The organism is Bacteroides sp. RTP21281st1_H5_RTP21281_210402 (assembly GCF_040918965.1).
GTDB classification, from domain to species: Bacteria; Bacteroidota; Bacteroidia; order Bacteroidales; family Bacteroidaceae; genus Bacteroides; species Bacteroides congonensis.
Window position 1 is genome coordinate 1 of record NZ_JBCOWR010000031.1, and the last position, 21,499, is coordinate 21,499.

Here is a 21,499-nt window from a genome sequence, read left to right on the forward strand (position 1 = left end):
AATAACAAAGCCCGGGCTTGAGAAAGTCTGGGCTTTGCGCATAAAAAAAGGCTGTGTCAGCGTTTTGACACAACCTCGCCTTCCATATTTATATTTTTCAAATATAATTGCTATAACAGCAAATTAAATAGTTTCTATTTCTTCTATGGTTAATCCTGTAGATACAGCTATAACCTCAATAGAGATTCCGGCTTTTTTCAAATTACATGCAATTTCGAGCTGTTTCTTTTTCTCACCTTTCTCAAGCCCTTCTTTTATTCCTTCTTTTCTACCTTCTTTTATTCCTTCCTTTCTACCTTCTTTCACTCCTTCTCTTCTGCCTTCCTTCATTCCTTCCTTCATCCCTTCTTCAGCAGCTTTTCTACGCATCTCTTCATTTCTACGCCGCTCATCCTCTTCCACAATCAGGTTGACCCTATACCGATCCAACGCCTTATCATAAGCGATGCGGTTTTCTTCCGAAAGATCGGCAACTGCTGCCAATCTCGCCAGATGTTCAAACACTTGTTCTTTCAAAGCATCCGGCATTCTGTTCCAATTGCTCATATTCTTCAGTGCATAAATTAATTTATCATATAATGTATGGCAGTCCGATAAATCCTTAGTAAAATAAGGAAATTGCAAATAAATTTGCCGGAGATGCGGATTAATAATTTTCCCCGTATCACGGTCAGAAAGAACCGTATCCGTACGGAACTTCGCCTCTAAATTCTCCTCTTTGAAATTCATTAGAAAGATTCCATATATAGTAGGTAATCTATACTGTTTCCCATACGCAATAAGTGGTTCTCTTGCAGTCATCGGATCTTCCGGCACAGGAACTTCTTTTGAGGAAGGCGATTCAATCTGCCGGCCCACTGCACGACAAACATAATAAAGCGTGCGATCCTTGACATATCTGGACATGATATTCTATCTTTATAGCAAAAAAAACATATCCTATGGAATATAGTTCCATTCAAGCTATTCTTTTTCGACATTATAATTCTCATTGCCGGCTATATAAGATTTGCCAGCTATGGAAAAATGTTCCATTTTTAAGATTATAGGAAAAATAAATTCGCTTGGCACAGAGCTTCCCGAACAAAAACACATCTTCAAATTACATATATATACAGATAACTAAGAGAATATTGCATCTATTCTCTAATAATATACATTCTTTCCGGTGAAATAAATTCGTTTCCACACCGAGAAACACTTTGTTCCTCGGTGTGGAACACTTTGTAGCTCACCGGGGAACCTCTTCCTGCTCACCGACCAGGCTATAACAGCTCTCCGAAAAAAGCATTTGAGCACTAGTTTATCCCAGATATGAGAAAATTCCAAAACAACCATATGAATACACATCCCTATAGAATAGAAGCAAATTGATGCAAATATAAAAGTTCAGCATACTTTCTAATTCCACAAACAGGATATCACAGGCACTTCGGATTTACATCATCCCAAATTCCGGACGTTTTTCCTTTCACTATGAACAAGCGATTGATATATAAAAATCTACAAGGAGAAAATATACATTTTTTCAGGTCAGCACATTTTTAATCTGATTCACTTCAACAGCCGTATTCTTTCAAAGTCTGCATCAACTTCGCCCCATTAATCGGTTTCACCAGATAATCATCGCAACCCACTTTCAGAGCCGCCACCCGGTCTGCGTCAAAAGCATGAGCAGTCAAGGCGATAATAGGAATCTGAGTATTGAACTTACGAATCTCGGCAGTCGCAGTACGTCCGTCCATGACCGGCATCTTCATATCCATCAGCACAAGGTCTACCGGTTGAGTCCGGACAATTTCAACAGCTTTCTGCCCATTCGGAGCATGCAATAACTGATACCGGTTTTTCAAGATAGAAGATACGAGGAAAAAGTTACTCTGAATATCTTCCACTACAAGCACCTTCTTCTTAAGTTTCACAGTATCTTCGGAAACAAGAGAAAGCCCTTTCTCCTTCTCCATGCCCTTTCCACGATTCTGTCGGGAAGATTCCGCTCCACCGGCAGCCGATTCAAACCGACAAGGCAAAACCGCCCAGAAGAAAGAACCTTTTTCATATTCAGACTCGAATCCTATTTCTCCCCCACAAGCCTCAACGATAGCTTTACAAATAGACAGTCCCAGTCCGGTTCCCTGTGCAAATTCATCCAGTTTCTCAAAACGGTGGAATACCTTATCTTTTTTATCTTCGGGTATGCCGATACCTGTATCCCGGACATACAAACGAATATTCCCGTCTATCTTCTCATACCCCATTTCAATAATCCCCTTGACGGTATATTTGATAGCGTTAGTTACAAAATTCATGAGAATCTGCGCCAAGCGGTTCTTATCCAGACGGACGATACAAGTTTCATAAGGATTCATGGCTACCAGACGGACTTGAGGATTAGTAACACGTTGTTGCATGACAGCAGTCAATTCATTAAAATAGACAGTCAAATCAAACTCTTCATACTTCAACTCTACCGAGCCGGCTTCTATTTTCGAAAGATCCAGAATATCATTAATCAGCTTCAGAAGCAATTCGTTATTAGCATTAATGATTTGGACGTACTCTTCTTTTTCTTCATCGTCGTCTGTCACCATCAACAAGTCAGAGAAACCGACGATAGCGTTTAACGGCGTACGGATTTCGTGACTCATATTCGCCAGAAAAGCGGATTTCAATTTATCGGATTGCTCGGCACGGCTTCTTGCCTTTTCAAGTTCACCTATCATATGCTGCCGTTCGGTAATATCATCCACACGGATTACGACACCGTCAATATCCCCCTGTTCGTTGAATATAGGAGTAGCAAATACTTCGATGACGTGCTTATTATCGAGATTGAATAATATGGATTCTACCTGACCGGATTGACGTGCACGCTGCATTACACAGTTCTCACAAGGAGTATTACGATTATGCGCTGTCATGTAGCAAAGTTCTCCAGTCTTATAAGCTTCATAAGAAAGGCTCTTGCTGCAAAGTGAGATGTTTTCCCATTGTACTATATAATCGTTCGCGATATATGCCAGACCTGAATTAATATTATTCAATACCAACTCATTCTGACGGTTCAACCGGATCATCCTTTGTTCGCTTTCAAGAAGTTCCTTTTTCGAGCGCACAGCCTCTTCGTAAAGGTTATCATATTTATCTTGCCACAAAACACGTTCGGTGACATCCTGCGTTATCACCAGATAATTCGTAATTTCAGCCCTCTCATTGTGTACGAAGGAAACAGTAAACTCAAAGAATTTGATACCGGACAAGATGGTAGGAAAAAGACGGCGCAAAGTATCAAAATTGTATTTCGCCACAAAACGTACAGTTTCTCCTTTCCTGATCTGTTCCTTGATTTCATCGGAGAAACTTGTATAGTCAAATAAATTATGCCCTAGAATATCTTTCTTGTCTTTTATCCCCATAGATCTCAACCGTGAGTAATTGACATCTATCATAAGACCATCCTTATCGTATAACTCCAGACCTACAGACAAGTCATTAAAGATATTATGCAATAAATCATCAGTTATCTCATTCACCAAAGCCCGGGAATATTCTTTTTCCATGTAGCAAAATTTGTGTAATATTACAATCTTGTTTGTTTCAGCCGGGTAAAGTTACACAAATCTTCTGTTACATAATAATAAAAGGGGCAAATAGCCCCTTTAGGTGTCTCTATATAGAACTTCGGTACATAAAATTTTCCGCTTCGGACAATGTCTCCGGCTTGCCAATATCTATTAATTGTAAATTCCCAGTCAAGTAACCGGAGTAATTTACCTGCCGGCATGTGGCAAGATAAAAATCCATTATGGAGAATTTGCCTTCCCAACGCGGCGCATCCATCCATTGAAAAATAACGGGAGAAAGTACATGGATACCGCTGAATGCATATTCCTGATAAAGGGACTGATTATACAGGAAGCCTTCCGGTTTCACCTGTCCCGTATCTTTATTAATCCACCCGCAAAGTCTCTTGTCCGTATCAAAAAGGAGATAACGGGAAGTTTTGCGCCGACTGGCAAGCAAAGTGGCCGCCCCTCCATCTTGCAGGTGATAATCATAGAGCTTTTTCAAATCAATGTCCGAAAGAATGTCTACATTGTGAATAAGGAAAGGTTCATTGGAATTCTCAAAAAAAGTACGGGCTTTCTTTACGCCGCCTCCCGTATCAAGCAACAGGTCACGTTCGTCGGAGATATGTATGGCAAGCCCGAAATTATCGTTCATTTTCAGGAAATCAAGTATCTGTCCGCCGAAGTGATGGATGTTAATCACTATTTCCGTAAAGCCGGATGCTTTCAGTTTGAGGATAACATGTTCCAACATCGGCCGTCCGGCTACGGGGACAAGAGCCTTGGGCATGGTGTCGGTCAACGGTTTCAGGCGGCTACCCAAACCGGCAGCGAATATCATAGCTTTCATACCTCTTCTACACAGTTGTTGCTTCAAACGTACGTTCTATATTCTGTTCACGGTGCACCAGTTCCACTTTCACTCCGAATTTCCGGTTCAGACGTTCCGCCAGATGCTGGGCTGAATAAACGGAACGATGTTGTCCGCCGGTACAACCGAAGCAGACAGACAGGTTACTGAATCCCCGTTCCACGTACCGTTTCACGGAAGCGTCGACCAAAGCATATACATGGTCGAGGAAATGAAGTATCTCCCCGTCTTCTTCGAGAAAAGTGATTACAGGTTCGTCCAATCCGGTAAAAGGCTTATATCGTTCATATTTTCCGGGGTTATTCACGGCACGGCAGTCAAAGACATAACCGCCCCCATTGCCTGTCGGATCGTCGGGAATGCCTTTCTTATAAGCAAAACTCATTACTTTGACGGTCAGTTGACGCTTTTTCAAATCATCTGTGAATTGCTTTAATCCGGTCAGTTCACGCAGAACTTTGCAGAGATACGGATATTCCGGATAATCTTCCTTCAGCAGTCCGCGCAAATTTGCGATGGCATAAGGGACACTTTGGATAAAATGAGGTTTCTTCTCGAAATAACCACGGAATCCATAAGCGCCGAGCACCTGCAAGGTACGGAAAAGAACGAAATGACGGAGCTGGCTATAGAAATAAGGCTCGTCAATCGGCTGATATTTACGGAGGGCTTCTATGTATTCCTGTAATAGTTCCTTACGAAGGCTGTCGGGATATTTCGCCTTTGCCTGCCACAAGAAAGAGGCAATATCATAATAAAACGGGCCTTTACGTCCGCCCTGAAAGTCAATAAACCAAGGCTGCCCGTCCTTTATCATCACATTGCGGCTCTGAAAATCACGATACATAAATGTAGCGGAAGAACTGCGGAGCAGGACATCACTCATTTTCTGGAAATCATCTTCCAGTTTGTCTTCCTGAAACTCCATTCCGGTAGCTTTAAGAAAACAGTATTTAAAGTAATTCAAATCCCAGAGAATGGAACGCTGGTTGAACTCCGGTTGGGGATGGCAACGGGAAAAATCGAACCCGTCGGCTCCGGCAAACTGGATGGCGGGAAGCAGCCGAATCGTCTTGCGAAGCAACTCTTTTTCTTCTTCTGAGAATACACTGGTGGCACGCCCTTTTTCAATGGCATGGAATAATAAGGTATCGCCCAAATCTTCTTGCAGGTAACAGGCCTTGTCATCCGACACGATATGGACTTCGGGAACAGGCAGACCGCTTTTGCGGAAATGAGCTGCCATATAGAGAAAAGCTTCATTCTCGTCAATGGAAGTTCCATACACTCCGATCAATGTCTGTACGCCTGTCAGCCGGAAATAGCGGCGGTTGGAGCCGGAAGACGGTAGTTCTGTTATATTCTCTGCGGGGACGCCCGTATATGCCTGATAAAGTTTCTGTAGTTCTCCGGTAATCATAGTCTCGTATATTTTCGGGCAAAGATAGGGATAATAACTAAAAAATAAGGGGTCTGATTCAAGTAATATTCATCCGAATACACTATCTTTGTTTCAGTTAAACTGACCTGCTTCCATGAAAAAAAGAATTCTGATACTACTATGTACTGCATTTATCATACAGCTTGCCGGCATTCTCCCCCTTCAAGCCGGACACTATTACTATAAGCAAATCTCCCTGAAAGACGGATTGCCTTCCACGGTGAGGTGTATCCTGACGGACGAACAAGGCTTCGTATGGATAGGAACACGCTCCGGTCTGGGACGATACGACGGACATGAACTTAAGAAATACGTTCATCAGGCTGATAACCCTCACTCCATTCCTCATAACCTAATCTATCAGATGATAGAAGACGAACAGAATAACATATGGATTCTGACGGATAAGGGAGTGGCACGCTATCAGCGGCAGAGTGATGATTTCTTCATACCGGTAAATGAAACAGGAAATAACATCATCGTTTATTCCGTTTGCCTGACTAAAGGCGGAGTCTTGTTCGGCTCGAAAAACAAGATATTTTTCTATAACTACCAGGATGCCTCTTTTCGTCTCCTGCAATCATTCGACCTGGTGTCCAATTACAATGTCACCCTGCTGAGCCTTTGGGACGAACATACACTGCTCTGTTGCAGCCGGTGGCAGGGCCTGCTCCTGCTCGACCTGAAGACCGGAAAATGCAGCCGTCCGCCTTTCGATTGCGGAAAGGAAATCATGAATGTGCTCATAGACTCACAAAAAAGGATATGGGTAGCTCCTTACAACGGGGGATTGAATTGCCTGACCCGTGACGGCAAATTACTGGGCACTTACACTACCCGCAATTCCTCCCTGAGCAACAATGTCGTATTAAGCCTTGCCGAACGGGAAGGGCAAATATGGATTGGAACAGACGGGGGCGGCATCAATATCCTCGACCCGGAAACTGGACAATTTTCTCTTTTGGAACATATCCCCGGAAGGGATAATTATTCACTTCCCGCCAATTCTATCTTATGTCTTTACAACGACCGGAACAATAATATATGGGCAGGCAGCATCCGCAACGGACTAATCAGCATACGGGAAGTTTCCATGAAAACTTATAAGGACGTATTGCCCGGCAATGACCGCGGACTAAGCAATGCTACTGTCCTGAGTCTTTTCCAGGAATCAGAAAGCCGGATATGGATAGGCACGGACGGAGGCGGTATAAACAGTTTCAATCCGCTTACGGAGAAATTCACTCATTACCCTTCGACTTGGGAAGATAAGGTGGCGTCTATCTGCGCGTTTACTCCCGGCAAATTATTGATTTCCCTTTTCTCGCAGGGAGTATTCATTTTCAATCCGGCAACCGGAGAAAAACAACCTTTCACCATTGTCGATGCTGAAACAAACGCTCGTCTCTGCAACCGGGGAAAAGCCGTGAATATATTACAAAACACACCGCATAGTATCCTATTTCTAGGGGAGCATATTTATAAGTACAACCTGAAAGAGCAAACTTTCAGCATCGCTACAGAACAGGAAGGACAGGATATCATCGGTGCTCTCCTGCCAATCGGCAATTATCAGGAGCATACTTATCTGAGCGATACAAAGCATATTTATGAACTGGATAACCGTACAAACCGGCTGAAAGCCCTGTACTCTTGTCAGAAAGACACGATTATCAATTCTGTTTCACGGGACGAAGAGGGCAATTTCTGGATTGGAAACAATTACGGATTGGTGCATTACAGCCCCAGTACAAAGACAAAGACTCCGATACCGACTTCCCTGTTCGGCGAAATCACCCTGATAGTATGTGACCAGCAGGGAAAAGTATGGATAGGAGCCGACAGTATGTTATTCGCCTGGTTGATTAAGGAAAAGAAGTTTGTCCTGTTCGGAGAATCCGACGGCGTCATCCTAAACGAATACCTTTCCAAGCCCCAACTATTGAGCATGCAGGGAGAGGTATATATGGGCGGGGTAAAAGGTCTGCTGCATATCAACAGCAACCTTCCTTTAACGACATCCGAACTTCCCCAACTCCAGTTGTCGGATGTCATTATCAACGGAGAGTCCGTCAATAATGAGTTGAGCGGCAATCCGAAAGGAATCTCCGCACCCTGGAACAGTAATATTACTATCCGGGTGATGTCAAAAGAGGAAGATATCTTCCGCCAAAAAGTATATAAATACCAGATAGAAGGGCTGAACGACCAGCAAATCGAATCTTACAATCCCGAACTGGCTATACGCTCACTGCCACCGGGGAGTTATAAAATCATGGCTTCCTGTACCGCGAAGGACGGTAGTTGGATTCCCAGTCAGGAAGTACTTGAACTGACGATTCTTCCGCCGTGGTATCGCACGTGGTGGTTCATCCTGAGCTGCGCGATTTTCGTTGCCGCCGTTATCATAGAAACGTTCCGAAGGACATTGAAACGTAAAGAAGAAAAATTAAAGTGGGCAATGAAGGAACATGAGCAACAGGTGTATGAGGAAAAAGTACGCTTCCTCATTAACATCAGCCATGAGCTTCGTACTCCATTGACACTGATACACGCTCCGCTCAGCAGGATATTGAAATCATTATCTTCCGACGACAATCACTATCTTCCGTTGAAAGCTATTTACAGACAGTCACAGCGCATGAAAAACCTGATAAACATGGTGCTTGACGTGCGCAAGATGGAAGTCGGAGAAAGTAAAATGCAGATACAGCCTCATCCACTCAACCAATGGATTGAGCACGTATCACAGGACTTCATCAATGAGGGTGAAGCCAAGAATGTACGAATCCGCTATACACTCGACCCACGGATTGAAACTGTCAGCTTCGATAAGGACAAGTGTGAAACTATTTTAAGCAACCTGCTTATTAATGCCCTGAAACATAGTCCCGAAAATACGGAAATTACAATTACCTCAGAGTTACTTCCCGAAGCCGGCAGAGTACGTATCTCCATTAGCGACCAAGGAAACGGATTGCAACAGGTAGATATCCGGAAACTCTTTACCCGCTTCTATCAGGGAACGGGAGAGCAAAGCGGAACGGGAATCGGACTGTCTTATTCAAAGATTCTTGTTGAACTGCACGGCGGTTCTATCGGCGCCCGTAATAATCAGGAAACCGGTGCTACTTTCTTCTTCGAACTACCATTGAAACAAGGTACTGAAGAAATCATCTGCCAACCCAAAGCATACCTGAACGAACTGATTAGTGACGACAAAAATGAACATATACCGAACGAAAATAACTTCGACACCACCCCTTATACTATTTTAGTCGTGGACGACAATCCCGACCTGACGGATTTCCTGAAGAAATCACTGGGAGAATATTTCAAACGCATAGTAATCGCTTCGGACGGTGTGGAAGCGCTGCAACTTATTAAGAATCATGCTCCGGATATCATTGTCAGTGACGTGATGATGCCGCGAATGAACGGATACGAACTTTGCAAGAACATGAAGGAAGATATTACTATCAGCCATATTCCCATCATTCTGCTGACGGCAAGAGATGATAAACAAAGCCAGTTGAGCGGTTACAAGAATGGAGCGGACGGCTATCTGACAAAGCCTTTCGAAATAGAGATGCTGATGGAAATAGTCCGCAACCGTTTGAAAAACCGGGAGTCTACCAAGAAAAGGTACCTGAACGCAGGATTAATCCCCGCAGTGGAAGAAAGTACGTTCAGTCAGGCAGACGAAACATTCCTGTTGAAACTGAATCAGATTATTCAGGAGAATCTGGACAGCAGTAGTTTAGATGTCACTTTTATCTGTAAAGAGATAGGAATGAGCCGGGCTTCGCTTTATAACAAGCTGAAAGCGCTGACTGATATGGGAGCCAATGATTATATCAATAAATTCCGGATGGAAAAAGCGATTACGTTAATCACGGGCACGGAAATGTCATTCACGGAAATCGCGGAGAAAGTGGGATTCACGACTTCGCGCTATTTCAGTACGGCTTTCAAGCAATATACGGGAGATACGCCGACACAGTACAAGGAAAAACGGAAACAGGAAAAAAAGAGCGAATAACAGCTTTTACTACTAAAAAAGATAAAGAAAAACGGTGAACACTACGCAGTCATAACCTGCCTGATGTCCACCGTTTATCACATATAATCGCATCTCACTTACATTCAGCCATTCACTTTCTTGTAGTCCTCCAGGAATTTCTTTAATCCCGAATCCGTCAACGGATGATTGAGCAATCCCTTGATAGCACTCAACGGACAAGTAGCCACGTCTGCTCCTACTTCCACACATTCGATGATATGTTTGGTATTACGGATAGAGGCAGCCAGTACTTGAGCCTTGTAATCATACGTACGATACATACGTACAATATCGCCAACAAGTCCTACCCCATCTTCGCAAATATCATCCAAGCGTCCCACAAAAGGTGAAACATAAGTAGCTCCGGCTTTAGCGGCCAATAATGCCTGCCCTACGGAAAAGACCAATGTACAGTTTGTACGAATCCCTTTCTCCGTGAAATGCTTGATAGCTTTGATACCATCGGCAATACAAGGCACTTTCACCACGATATGCGGGTCGAGCGCAGCAAGTTCCTCGCCTTCGCGAATCATACCCTCATAATCGGTCGCTATCACTTCGGCACTCACGTCGCCATTGACAATCTTGCATATCTTGACATAATGTTCACGCTGGTTTTGCATACCCTTGATACCTTCTTTCGCCATCAACGAAGGATTGGTAGTCACTCCGTCAAGTACTCCGAGGTCATATGCCTCTTGAATCTGCTCCAAATTGGCCGTGTCAATAAAAAACTTCATACTTCTAATTTTTAATGGTTAACTATCTAATAGTCAAAGATAATAATTAATTTCCATTCTTCCGCGATTAAGCAATTGTTATTTCCGGGTCAAGATATACATCCTGAATGGTATTCAATAATTCCACACCTTCATTCATCGGTTTTTGGAAAGCCTTACGTCCGCTAATCAATCCCATACCACCGGCACGTTTATTGACTACGGCAGTAATGACAGCATCACGCAAGTCTGATTCTCCATGAGATTCTCCACCGGAATTAATCAATCCTACACGTCCCATATAGCCGTTGGCTACCTGATAGCGGCAAAGGTCAATCGGGTGTTCGGAACTTAGTTCGGTGTACATACGTTCATCAATCTTACCGAAGCCGATGGCTTTGAACCCACCATTATTAGTAGGAAGTTTCTGTTTTACAATGTCCGCTTTGATAGTGACACCCAAACGGTCGGCCTGTCCGGTGAGGTCGGCGGCGGAATGATAATCCACAGCACCTTTCTTGAAATCATTGTTACGCAGATAACACCAAAGTATGGTTGCCATACCGAGTTCGTGCGCATATTCAAAAGCCTCGGCAATCTCTACCAACTGTCGGCGGCTCTGTTCCGAACCGAAATAGATGGTTGCCCCTACGGCTACCGCTCCCATATTCCATGCTTCCTTGACTGTACCGAACAATACCTGATCGAAACTGTTCGGATAAGAAAGTAATTCATTGTGGTTCAGTTTCACAATGAAAGGTATCTTATGGGCATATTTACGTGCCACGGAACCAAGGATACCGAATGTGGAAGCTACTCCGTTACAGCCGCCTTCAATAGCCAGTTTCACGATATTCTCCGGATCGAAATAAATCGGGTTCGGGGCAAACGATGCTCCGGCCGTGTGTTCGATATCCTGATCGACAGGAAGTATGGATACATAACCGGTATTTGCCAGTCGTCCATGTCCCAACAGGGTTTGCAGGCTGTTCAATACGCGTATGTTCCGGTCGGAATCAATCCATACCTTGTCTATCGTATCGGGAGACGGAATATGAATCAATGACTTGTCAATGGTTTCGCAAGTGTGATCCAGATAATAATTGGCTTTATCTCTTAGTAATTCAACTATTTTACTCATAACTTTAATTTTTAATGTGTTATTATTCTATTTTTTCTTTCCCTGATTGGCTACTGCATCCATCAGTTTCTTTATTTCCTCCGGATTTCCGAGGAAATAATCATTAGCCACATTCAGGTTTTCATCAAACTCGAACACGTAAGGCACGGCAGTAGGCAGGTTCAGTTTTATAATATCTTCATCCGAAATATGCTTCAAGTGCTTGATAATACCTCTCAAACTATTGCCGTGAGCCACGACCAATAAGGTGTGGGCTGTCTTCAGGCTCGGAAATATATCCGATTCCCAATAAGGCATAATACGTTCGATGGTATCTTTTAATGATTCGGTACGGGGGAGTTCAGCATCGGGCACTTCGTGATAGCGGTAATCAAAACGGGGATTTCGCAGGTCTTTTTCTGAAAGCGGATTGGGAGCTATATCGTAGCTACGACGCCAGACGAGCACTTGTTCTTCACCATATTTCTCAGCGGTTTCCGCTTTATTCAATCCTTGCAACTCGCCATAATGCTTTTCATTGAGACGCCAGTTTTTCTCCACAGGAATCCAGTCCAAGTCCATCTTGTCCAGTACACAGTTCAGCGTCTTTACGGCTCTTTTCAGATAAGAGGTATAGGCTTTATCGAAATTGAATCCATATTCTTTCAGTGTCACGCCGGCTTTCTCAGCTTCGGCAACTCCTTTTTCAGTCAAGTCTACATCTGTCCAACCGGTAAAACGGTTTTCCTTGTTCCAGACACTTTCTCCATGACGAAGCAATACTATCTTTTTCATTCTTATAAATCTCCTTTCTTCTTTTTACATATACAACATTTTGTTTCTCCACAAAGTTCATTGGAGAATGAATAGTTATCAAAATCCCCAAATGATGATTCTTTCAGTAAATCAGTAAAATACAGGAAGCATGTATATAAAAAACAAACTCACCTTTCCCCTAAGGGAAAAGCGAGTTTATTAAAAAAAAGAGAGAGAATTTAATGCATAAAAATCGGTCCTAGTTTTGCGTTTTGTTTTATAAGCCCTCTGTTGAAGCAGATATATCGGCATTTTTACCATAATATGCTTCTTTTGTCTTTTTAATATCCCGCAGCAAAGCTGCATAATGACGATAATTCAAATCACCTTCCTTGCAAACGGCAAGCTGTCTTTTCACATATTCCTCCACCTTATCAAAATGTGTTTCCACAAAGAGCAGGATATCAGAACGGCTGAATGTCGCATTCGCATTAGCGATATCTTTGCTTTCGGGATTCATCATGCGTCCGATAAATGTCAGATAAGACCGTTGCAACTGGCGACGGAGATTATTTTCCAACTCATTGGAAGTGTTCAAAGGTTTCCATATCGCAGTGAACACATCATTCAGATATTCATCAAGCGGATACGGTTCCGAACCACACAAAGAACTCGAATAGATATTATACAACATTCCCGGCGCAAGCAATAAAGCGACTAAGGAATTTTGGCGGTCACGAATTTCATCCATAGGTTTGACTCCCGTGCAACTCACCACTTTATCCGGATAGAGCCAGAGCGGAGCCTCGAACAGATTGCGTCCAAACCACTCTATCGCCTCTTTCTGCACACTGCGCGGCAGATAATCATGAGGTTTCATCCCCGGCAGATTATTGGTATAACGGCCACCCAAGTTTCTCTGTACATGCATAGTGTATTTCATATGTTGGGCACGAACTGATTTATAAATCGTATTCAGGTCGTCATACAGGCCGTCAGGCTGCGCTGTCCAAGTCATTATATTTTCCATCACCCTTTTCAGGTTCTTTATGCCATATTCATTCGCCTTCATGTTATTGTCGCCCAAATCCTCACTTTGGCTGCGCGGGTCAGCACCTTTTCCCTCATCACCAATAAACAACATACGACGATCGCTCCGGAGTTTCTTCGTGACTTCGGCACGCAATGCCGCTTTCTCCTTAAAAGGGTCTTTAAATTCGGGACGATACTGGTAACCCCATTTTATCGCCCATTTATCATAGTCGCCAATATGAGGGAAAAGTCCTTTCCCGGAAATCTTATCCTCAGGCTGCGCCACATAGTTAAACCGCGCATAATCCATTATCGACACCGTGTGACCATTGGCTTCCACCCAAGCCTTGTCACGCAACTTTTCTACCGGCGTAGCCGAACTTGCCGCCATGTTGTGACGCAAACCGAGGGTATGCCCTACCTCATGTGAGGAAACGAACTGAATCAACGTACCCATCAATTCATCATCAAAGTTCATTGTCTGCGCGCGTTTATCCAAAGGCCCGCACTGTACCATATACCACTTTTTAAGCAAGTTCATCACGTTGTGATACCAACAGATATGGCTCTCCATGATTTCTCCGCTACGAGGGTCTACAATACGCGGCCCATAAGCATTCTCATTTTCCGAAGGCAGATAGCGCAACACGCTATAACGTGCGTCATCCAAACTCATAGTAGGATCGTCCGGCCATTCTTTAGCCATGATGGCATTTTTGAATCCGGCTGCTTCGAATGCTACATTCCAGTCTTTCACACCCGCTTTAAGATAAGGTATCCATTTCTTCGGTGTTGCAGGGTCTATGTAATATACAATAGGGCGTTTCGGCTCGGTAAGTTGTCCCCGGCGATAACGTTCCGGGTCTTTCGGCTCCAACCGATAACGTTGAATGATAGCTCCACGCACAGTAACCTGCTGGTCGTCCGAAAATTCAGTTACCGGATTCTGGAAGAATCCTACCCGTTCATCCGCCAGTCGTGGCTGCATGGGTTCTTTAGGCAACATTACCATGCTGGTATTCAATTTCACAGTCACCGAACCCGTCGCTGCCGCCGGCAACTTGCCGGAAGTAATATTGTAAGTACGCAAGGTGGTCACCTCTACATTAATAGGATAAGTCTTGATGGTATCCATAAATGTACGGTCCTGTACTAATGAGCCGATACCCAGAATGGAACGGTCACTTGATGTAAAGCCACACGTCTTGTTATCCCCCAGAAGAAACTTGGATACATTAATGAGCTGTGCCTGGGTTTCCGGATTCCTACCGATAACATCGAATTTGCCAATTACCGGATCTACGGTCGATTGCTTCAAAGCCTCAGCTATCTTATCACCCGGACGGCCAAACTGTGATTGTACATACTCACGCAGAAAGAGAGTCTTGCCATTATGCTGTTCCCAATAAACCACACTCCGGTTCACCTCTTCACCACTAATCATCTTGAAACCCTGCGGCACGGCTTTAAAACGGGTAACGACCAACAATAACCGTCCCATCAAAGAATCCGGTACTTCAAAATACCAGTCATCCTTGATATGGCGTACTGTAAACATACCCTCACATTCACTACCTCCATCTTTCAGCAGTTTCTCGTAAGCTGTCTCTTTCTTGACAGTGTCTTTCTTAACTGTATCTTCACGGACTACCAGACTCTTCTTCCCAAATTCCGGCAGACTGGTACCGCTAGCCTGTACTTCGGCTCCTTGCAACGCCCAAAGCACCAATACAATTATCATCAAAATCTTTTGCATTGTTTTCCTGATTTATTTTATTCGTTAGTATTCAGTGTCAGATTCGGATTCTTTTCACGGGCAGCCACCGGGAACGGAATGATATACAAACGTGAATCCGGTTTCAACGTATATGTTTTCTGCTCCACATCTGTGGTAACCAACGGAAAAGTGCGGGTAATCGTCTTCGCATAGTCTGCTTCCGTATTGAACCGTTTCAAATCCCAGAACCGGCTGAATCCGAAGAGCAGTTCTTTACGACGCTCATTGATGATTTCCTGCATCATCTCACGTTGTGTAGCCGGTTCCGGCAATACCGCTTCGCTCCCCTTAATGCGTTTCTCACGCAACAGGTTCAGCACTTTGACAGCCCCGGATAAATCATTTAACCGTGCATTAGCTTCTGCCAAAATCAAATAAACTTCGGCAGTACGCATACCTACAGCCATGTATTGAAACTTAGAATAGGTAAGGGCAGTGTTCCATAAAGCAGCTCCGGAACCCTCGTCAAAGTAATACTCAAGATTGCCGGTCGTTTTGAAGAACAGGTTCAAACGCTCGTCATTATCTCCGAAAAGCTGTACCAGTTCCGGGCTAATCATACCATAGGTATAAGCCGGATTGTCCGAGGTGCTACCCATATAAGCATAATTCAACACTTCCGGGTTGCCACCTTTGGCATAAGTTGAAACCTTAGTCGGCCCCCCGACGGCATCCAAAGCTATATAATCTATCAAGGCATTGTTCAGTTTCAAAGATTCCTCCGCCGCATCCTTAGCCTTTTTCCAGTCACGGTGGAACAGGTAAACGCGTGCCGCCAATGCATAGCCGAATGCTTTCGACGGATGATATACATTCACCGGTTCTTCCTGCAGATAAGGTAACGCATCCTCGATATCCTTGATGATAAAGTCATAGACTTGGGCAACAGTAGCTTTGGTAGGAGTCGCTTCCAAGTCATATTCGCTGACAATAGCAATACCACCGTCAGTGGCGGCCGTCTCCGGATTGTAGGCTTTAGCGAATGTATTCACCAGAATAAAATGATCCCACGCACGCATGATTTTTGCTTCCGCTTTAGCCAGTTCCTTCACATCCTTGTCACCTGTACTATGATCTACCAATGAAATCACGATGTTAGAACGTAAGATGTATTGATAACAGTTTGCATACAGATTATTATCACTTAATTCTTTACGGTCGGCATCCTCATTAAAAGTCATATTGATTCCATCAGAGGAAAGATATTCCTTGCCGATAATATTCGATTCTTTTGACCAGACATTATCACTCAACAAAGCAAAAGACGACGGATAATAACTCCGGTTCGGCAAAGCCACCAATTCATAATAAGTCTCGGTAGAGTCCACAGTCTTCTTTCCTGTGGGAGTAATATCCACGTAATTCTCGCAAGCCGCAAATCCCAAGATAAGCAGAACCGGCAATATATAAAGTAATTTACGCATATCCTATATTCTTTTTAATAATTAGAAACTTGTTGATAATCCGATAGAATAAGTCTTGGGTGAAGCCATGCCGCGTGTGCCGCTGTTCAATCCGTAGCTTTCCGGGTCAATGTCGCTTCCTGCCTTACACCAGGTAAACAGGTTGTTCACTTGCAACTTCAAATTCAATGAATTAAGCCGGATTTGACGGCAGATACCGGACGGCAAACTATACCCCAGACTCAAGCTACGCAATTTCACATAACCTGCATCTTTCACATTAATATCACCATATTGCCACCAGTCCTGGAAAGTGCTTGCGTAAGTTTTAACCTTTGTGGGCATATCAATATACATACGTACATTTGCATCCGGTGCATCTGCACTCCAACGGTTGGTTATGTCTTTCAACGTCTGGCTTCCCACCTGGTCACTCATACTTACCACACTGTTACGCAGTTTGTTACCGCCTGCATATACAAAGAAAGCATTCAAGGCAACTCCCTTGTAGCTAAGTCTCAAGGATACTGCTCCATTGAATTTCGGAGTCAGCGAACCAAGATTTACAAGATTCTCAGTACCTTTCAGTGACGACCCGGTAGTAATATTGGCAACCGTACCATCCTCGTTGAACGTCACCAAGTCGTTTCCGTCCTTGTCCACCGCTATCGGATATCCGTTTTCAATACGGTCTATACGGTAAGCCCAAAGCGTATTATAACTGGTTCCTTCCATAAAGTAATTCCGCGGGCTCATAATGAAACTTGTCGAAGTGTCCGAATCACTATGATCCACCTTTAACATCTTGTTCTTGTTATGGGCAAAGTTGAAGTCAACAGCAAAGTTCCAATCCTTCTTCCTGATGAGATTGGCAGTAAGAGAAAATTCTACACCCCGGTTGCGCATCTCACCGTTGTTCACTACACGTGATTTAGCCCCCAATGTAGGATCCATGTAGCGGCGTACAAGCAAATCAGATGAGTGGCGGTTATAATACTCCAAGCTACCATTGACCAAATTATTGAAAAGACGGAAATCCAGTCCCACATTATAAGTGGCTGTTTTCTCCCAACGGAGTTTCGGGTTCGGAAGATCATCATCATCATAAGTCAGGTAAGTCGTCTTGATCGGATTGCTCTGGGTCTTCTGCTTTACTACAAAATAGGTAGTCGAACTCTGATCCACATTACCGTTGATACCATAGGTCATACGTGCTTTCAGGAAGTCGAGCCAAACAATATCTTTCATAAATGACTCTTCCGACATAATCCAGGACGCACCGACAGACCACAGGGGATGACGCTGGTTACGGATATCAAGTCCGAACAAGTCCGCCTGATCCCAGCGGATACTTCCGGATACATTATAACGGGACAGATAAGAATAGCTTGCATTGGCATAAAAAGATGCATAACGATGGCGTGATTCTTGCAATGTAGCCGGCAGACCACTTAAAGTGATCGTACTACCGGTAAGAGCACTGGTTCCTACACCGTCACGATATGCTTGCCAATCTATAATATCAGAAGTCAGTGTCTGAGGATCGTATCCATACATTAATTGCCGTGTAGGTTTCGGAATCTTATTTTCCCTGAATTCAAGTCCGGCAATGGCGGTCACTGTATGATTCTTCCAACTTTTGTCAAAGTCTATCTGATTACGTACCGTATAACGGTTACTGCTCACCTCATTCTGATAGAACCGTCCGCCTTTCGACATTGCCGAATTTCCATTTGTATCAATCATAGAGTTGTACGTCATACGCATCAGATAGGAGTCTTCCGCATCAAACACTTCACTCTTGCTATGATTCCATTCATATTGATACATGAAGTTATATTTAAACATCTTCAGGAATCGTGCCTGCAAGCTGACAAACGGGCGGATGCTGACATTGCGTGATTTGGTACCGCTTTCACCCAATGCGTCAAGCACATTGAAACCAAATGTTTTATAAGGTGAAACACCTTCCGCCTTGCTCACGACACTGCCATTGTAAGCTCCACCCGAATATCCGCTTACATTCACATAAGGAGAATTATAACGGTTACCATCGGCATCCATTATTCTTTCATAACGTTGTTGCATAGTGTAACTGGTAAACAGGGTATTCGGTGTATCGCTACTTCCCAGACGGGCATCCACCCCGGCATTCACATTCAACCAACTGGTGATGGCATAGTTCGACTTATAATACAAGGAGAATTTATTCCTTTTATCATTTATCGTACGCCCCTTGTCATTTTCATAATTGAACGAAAGGAAGTGATTGTTTTTTCCGACTTTCTGCGATACGGACACATTATAACGCTGAGTTACAGCCGTGCGCCAGGCATTGTCACGATATTCTTTATAATAGTCATTATTACGCCACTGATTCAATGTGGCTTCGACTTCACTATTATTTAGTGTACCATTCTCCCGATCCAGATAAAGTTGGAACAACGGATTATAGTAACCTGATTTATAAGTGGACAAAAAACCGGATGCACTGCCTGATTCGGCTACATTCGCATCAAACACAGCTGTTTGATAATCAATAATATCACTTGTAGAAGCCAGATTCAAACTATTGAAATTCGGTTTGCTGGTGATGAACCAATCAGCATTGATATTCACATGCGCACCCTCTTCTTTGGCCTGTTTGGTAACTACCACAATAATGCCGTTTGCAGCCAAAGCACCATAAATACTGGCTGCCGCCGCATCCTTCAAGACAGTAATACTCTCTACATTATAGGGATTTATCTCACTCAGGGTCAAGTCGGTCGGCATATCATCCACTACGATTAGCGGATGTGAGCCTACATCATCCGAGAACGTACCTCTACCGCGAAGGATAGGGCTCATATCCCCGTTATTCGGATTGATATCCATACGCAGGCCGGCTATTTGTCCTTCCAGAGAAGAAGCCAAGTCACTATGCATCTGCCTTGTCAGTTGTTCGGAATCTATGAAGCCGAAAGAGGCGGTAGAACGTTCGCGACTGATACGCTGATACCCCGTCACTACAACATCTCCCAATTGCTGTTTATCTTCATGCATAATCACATTGACATGAGTACGCCCTTTAATAGATACCTTTTCAGTTTGCATACCGACAAAAGAAACTTCCAGTGTGTGGGTTTCTTCCATCACTTTACAGGTGAAATTTCCTTTGATATCGGAAATAGCTCCAAACGGGCTGTCGATTCCCCGGATATTCGCACCCGGCAGCGGATCCCCTTTTTCATCCACTACCCGCCCTTCGATGTTCCTGACTTTACGAGTAGTCGATACAGGCTTCACTCTACGGACAGTGATAAAATGTTGTTTCACCTCATATTCAAAAGGTTTCCCTTCCAGTATTTTCTGAAGTGCCGGCAAAGGAGCCAACTGGCGTATACTGACACTTACCCGATATGCGCTGACATCTGCACTAGGAAAATTCACCTTATAACCGGACACATTGCTGAACTGCTTCAAAGCCTCTCCCAGTGGCGCTTCCTTTAGTTCCAAAGAAATCAATTTGCTGTCCGTATTTTGTGCCCGTCCATGCAGGGCAATTACAAACATCAGCAATAAGAAGGCGGCTTTCATCCATACGACCTTTCTCATTGCCTTTTTGCGAGACAATGTAATTTGTTGCTTTTTCATAAGAGTTGTATTTGTAAAGTTATATATGTTTAATCGTGATAGTACCGTCCTGATAATCTACACGTACTTTTTCCAGTTTGTTCAGCAGTTCCACCGCCTCTTCCGGATGAGCGTTGCGGTTCGCCCAGAAGTTCAGGCGGATATCGTATAGCTCCACCCGTTCAAAGTCGATGTTCACATTGTACCATCTGCCCAGATAACCCATGATTTCTTCTAGCGATGCGTCTTCAAAATAAAACATTCCTTCTGTCCAAGCTGTATAAGTAGCTATATTGACATTCGATATTTTCTCTTCTCCGGTTTCCGTATAAGTCAAGTCCTGTCCGGGTTGAAGCACTACGGAAGTAAGGCTGTTCCTGTTGGTCACCTGCACTTTTCCCTGCACCAACGTCACGTGGCGGTCTTCTGTTGTGTATGAACGTACATTGAATTTAGTACCCAGCACATGGGTATCCATGCCGTCGGCACTTACGATAAAGGGACATTTTTCATCCTTTGCCACTTCAAAGCAGGCTTCACCCTTCAGTTCTACCCTACGTTCCTTTCCGTTGAATGCCACAGGATAGCGCAGGCTACTTTCAGCATTTATCCACACTTTAGTCCCGTCGGACAGTACCAGTAAGAAACTTTTTCCACGTGGTGTAGTCAACGTTTGGCAACAGGTGGTATCCGGCGTCAATGTTTTCCATTCTTTGATGTCCATCACACTGTCTTCCAACAGTTGTTGTTCATTATGACCATCCATTTGCAACACCACGTGTTCTCCACTGGCAGTTGCAGCAAAGAATCGTACCGGTTGCTCTTTTTTCACAGAGAGAGAAGGAAGTAAAGAAGGTATAAGAAAGGCCAGAACCAAAGCGGCAGCCACAGCAGAAGCCGCTACCCAAATACGCATTCTCGTTTTTACCTTTCGTCTCCTATCCAGACTTTCACGCATCACAGCTTCCTTGCAAGCCATCAAGTCGAGAAATAGTTCCTTGTTTTCAGGGACGCTAATCCACTGGCTGAACTCTTCCGTCTCCCTTAGTCGCGGTTCTTGTATCGCACGCAATGCATAGTCTGAATTTTGGTCTGGATTTTCCATCATAGTAATCAATTGTTTATCTTAATAC

At 43.8% G+C, this 21,499-nt stretch carries 11 protein-coding genes and 1 pseudogene; 1 reads left to right on the forward strand and 11 read right to left on the reverse strand.

Translation table 11 applies throughout. The features are described 5' to 3' along the window. Window positions 1–123: 123 nt before the first annotated feature. From AB5443_RS24065 to AB5443_RS24080, 4 genes and pseudogenes are all read right to left on the reverse strand, one after another. Window positions 124–888 (reverse strand): annotated as a pseudogene (locus AB5443_RS24065) (PD-(D/E)XK nuclease family transposase); the annotation flags it as partial. Window positions 889–1,559: 671 nt separating this feature from the next. Beyond that, the gene (locus tag AB5443_RS24070) at window positions 1,560–3,560 is read right to left on the reverse strand and encodes a response regulator (RefSeq protein ID WP_277135707.1); all 2,001 of its coding nucleotides are present in this window, start codon (window positions 3,558–3,560) and stop codon (window positions 1,560–1,562) included. A 109-nt stretch (window positions 3,561–3,669) separates the two neighbouring features. Continuing rightward, complete coding sequence (locus AB5443_RS24075) at window positions 3,670–4,419, reverse strand: nucleotidyltransferase family protein (RefSeq protein ID WP_277135708.1); 750 nt, start codon at window positions 4,417–4,419, stop codon at window positions 3,670–3,672. Between the two features lie 7 nt (window positions 4,420–4,426). Next, window positions 4,427–5,860 carry an RNase adapter RapZ gene (locus AB5443_RS24080; protein WP_073343469.1) on the reverse strand — a complete coding sequence of 478 codons (1,434 nt, stop codon included), beginning with the start codon at window positions 5,858–5,860 and terminating at the stop codon, window positions 4,427–4,429. Between the two features lie 115 nt (window positions 5,861–5,975). Here AB5443_RS24080 and AB5443_RS24085 point away from each other — a divergent pair, with 115 nt between their 5' ends. After that, entirely contained in the window at window positions 5,976–9,923 is a 3,948-nt protein-coding gene (locus AB5443_RS24085; RefSeq protein WP_277135710.1) for a two-component regulator propeller domain-containing protein, read from the forward strand. Window positions 9,924–10,027: 104 nt separating this feature from the next. Here the strand turns inward: AB5443_RS24085 and fsa are convergent, their stop codons facing one another. The 7 genes from fsa to AB5443_RS24120 form a co-directional block, all read right to left on the reverse strand. Beyond that, window positions 10,028–10,684, reverse strand: coding sequence for a fructose-6-phosphate aldolase (fsa, locus tag AB5443_RS24090; RefSeq protein WP_277135711.1), 657 nt, complete (start codon window positions 10,682–10,684; stop codon window positions 10,028–10,030). A 67-nt stretch (window positions 10,685–10,751) separates the two neighbouring features. Continuing rightward, window positions 10,752–11,804 carry a class I fructose-bisphosphate aldolase gene (locus AB5443_RS24095; protein ID WP_022137774.1) on the reverse strand — a complete coding sequence of 351 codons (1,053 nt, stop codon included), beginning with the start codon at window positions 11,802–11,804 and terminating at the stop codon, window positions 10,752–10,754. A 27-nt stretch (window positions 11,805–11,831) separates the two neighbouring features. Then, window positions 11,832–12,578 (reverse strand): 2,3-diphosphoglycerate-dependent phosphoglycerate mutase, encoded by a 747-nt coding sequence (gpmA, locus tag AB5443_RS24100; RefSeq protein ID WP_022137775.1) that lies wholly within the window; start codon window positions 12,576–12,578, stop codon window positions 11,832–11,834. Window positions 12,579–12,816: 238 nt separating this feature from the next. Further along, window positions 12,817–15,327, reverse strand: a complete 2,511-nt coding sequence (locus tag AB5443_RS24105) for a zinc-dependent metalloprotease (RefSeq protein WP_368114561.1) — start codon at window positions 15,325–15,327, stop codon at window positions 12,817–12,819. Between the two features lie 17 nt (window positions 15,328–15,344). Further along, the gene (locus AB5443_RS24110; protein WP_277135713.1) at window positions 15,345–16,772 is read right to left on the reverse strand and encodes a RagB/SusD family nutrient uptake outer membrane protein; all 1,428 of its coding nucleotides are present in this window, start codon (window positions 16,770–16,772) and stop codon (window positions 15,345–15,347) included. Between the two features lie 21 nt (window positions 16,773–16,793). Further along, window positions 16,794–20,387, reverse strand: coding sequence for a SusC/RagA family TonB-linked outer membrane protein (locus AB5443_RS24115; RefSeq protein WP_277135714.1), 3,594 nt, complete (start codon window positions 20,385–20,387; stop codon window positions 16,794–16,796). Window positions 20,388–20,406: 19 nt separating this feature from the next. Continuing rightward, window positions 20,407–21,474 (reverse strand): FecR family protein, encoded by a 1,068-nt coding sequence (locus tag AB5443_RS24120; RefSeq protein WP_044654182.1) that lies wholly within the window; start codon window positions 21,472–21,474, stop codon window positions 20,407–20,409. Window positions 21,475–21,499 lie beyond the last annotated feature (25 nt).

Excerpts from the sequence above, each read along its gene's own strand:
- AB5443_RS24075 (WP_277135708.1), bottom strand. The coding sequence starts at position 4,419 with ATGAAAGCTATGATATTCGCTGCCGGTTTGGGTAGCCGCCTGAAACCG.
- gpmA (WP_022137775.1), bottom strand. The coding sequence starts at position 12,578 with ATGAAAAAGATAGTATTGCTTCGTCATGGAGAAAGTGTCTGGAACAAG.
- AB5443_RS24095 (WP_022137774.1), bottom strand. The coding sequence starts at position 11,804 with ATGAGTAAAATAGTTGAATTACTAAGAGATAAAGCCAATTATTATCTG.
- AB5443_RS24080 (WP_073343469.1), bottom strand. The coding sequence starts at position 5,860 with ATGATTACCGGAGAACTACAGAAACTTTATCAGGCATATACGGGCGTC.
- AB5443_RS24120 (WP_044654182.1), bottom strand. The coding sequence starts at position 21,474 with ATGATGGAAAATCCAGACCAAAATTCAGACTATGCATTGCGTGCGATA.
- AB5443_RS24105 (WP_368114561.1), bottom strand. The coding sequence starts at position 15,327 with ATGCAAAAGATTTTGATGATAATTGTATTGGTGCTTTGGGCGTTGCAA.
- AB5443_RS24110 (WP_277135713.1), bottom strand. The coding sequence starts at position 16,772 with ATGCGTAAATTACTTTATATATTGCCGGTTCTGCTTATCTTGGGATTT.
- AB5443_RS24070 (WP_277135707.1), bottom strand. The coding sequence starts at position 3,560 with ATGGAAAAAGAATATTCCCGGGCTTTGGTGAATGAGATAACTGATGAT.
- AB5443_RS24115 (WP_277135714.1), bottom strand. The coding sequence starts at position 20,387 with ATGAAAAAGCAACAAATTACATTGTCTCGCAAAAAGGCAATGAGAAAG.
- AB5443_RS24085 (WP_277135710.1), top strand. The coding sequence starts at position 5,976 with ATGAAAAAAAGAATTCTGATACTACTATGTACTGCATTTATCATACAG.
- fsa (WP_277135711.1), bottom strand. The coding sequence starts at position 10,684 with ATGAAGTTTTTTATTGACACGGCCAATTTGGAGCAGATTCAAGAGGCA.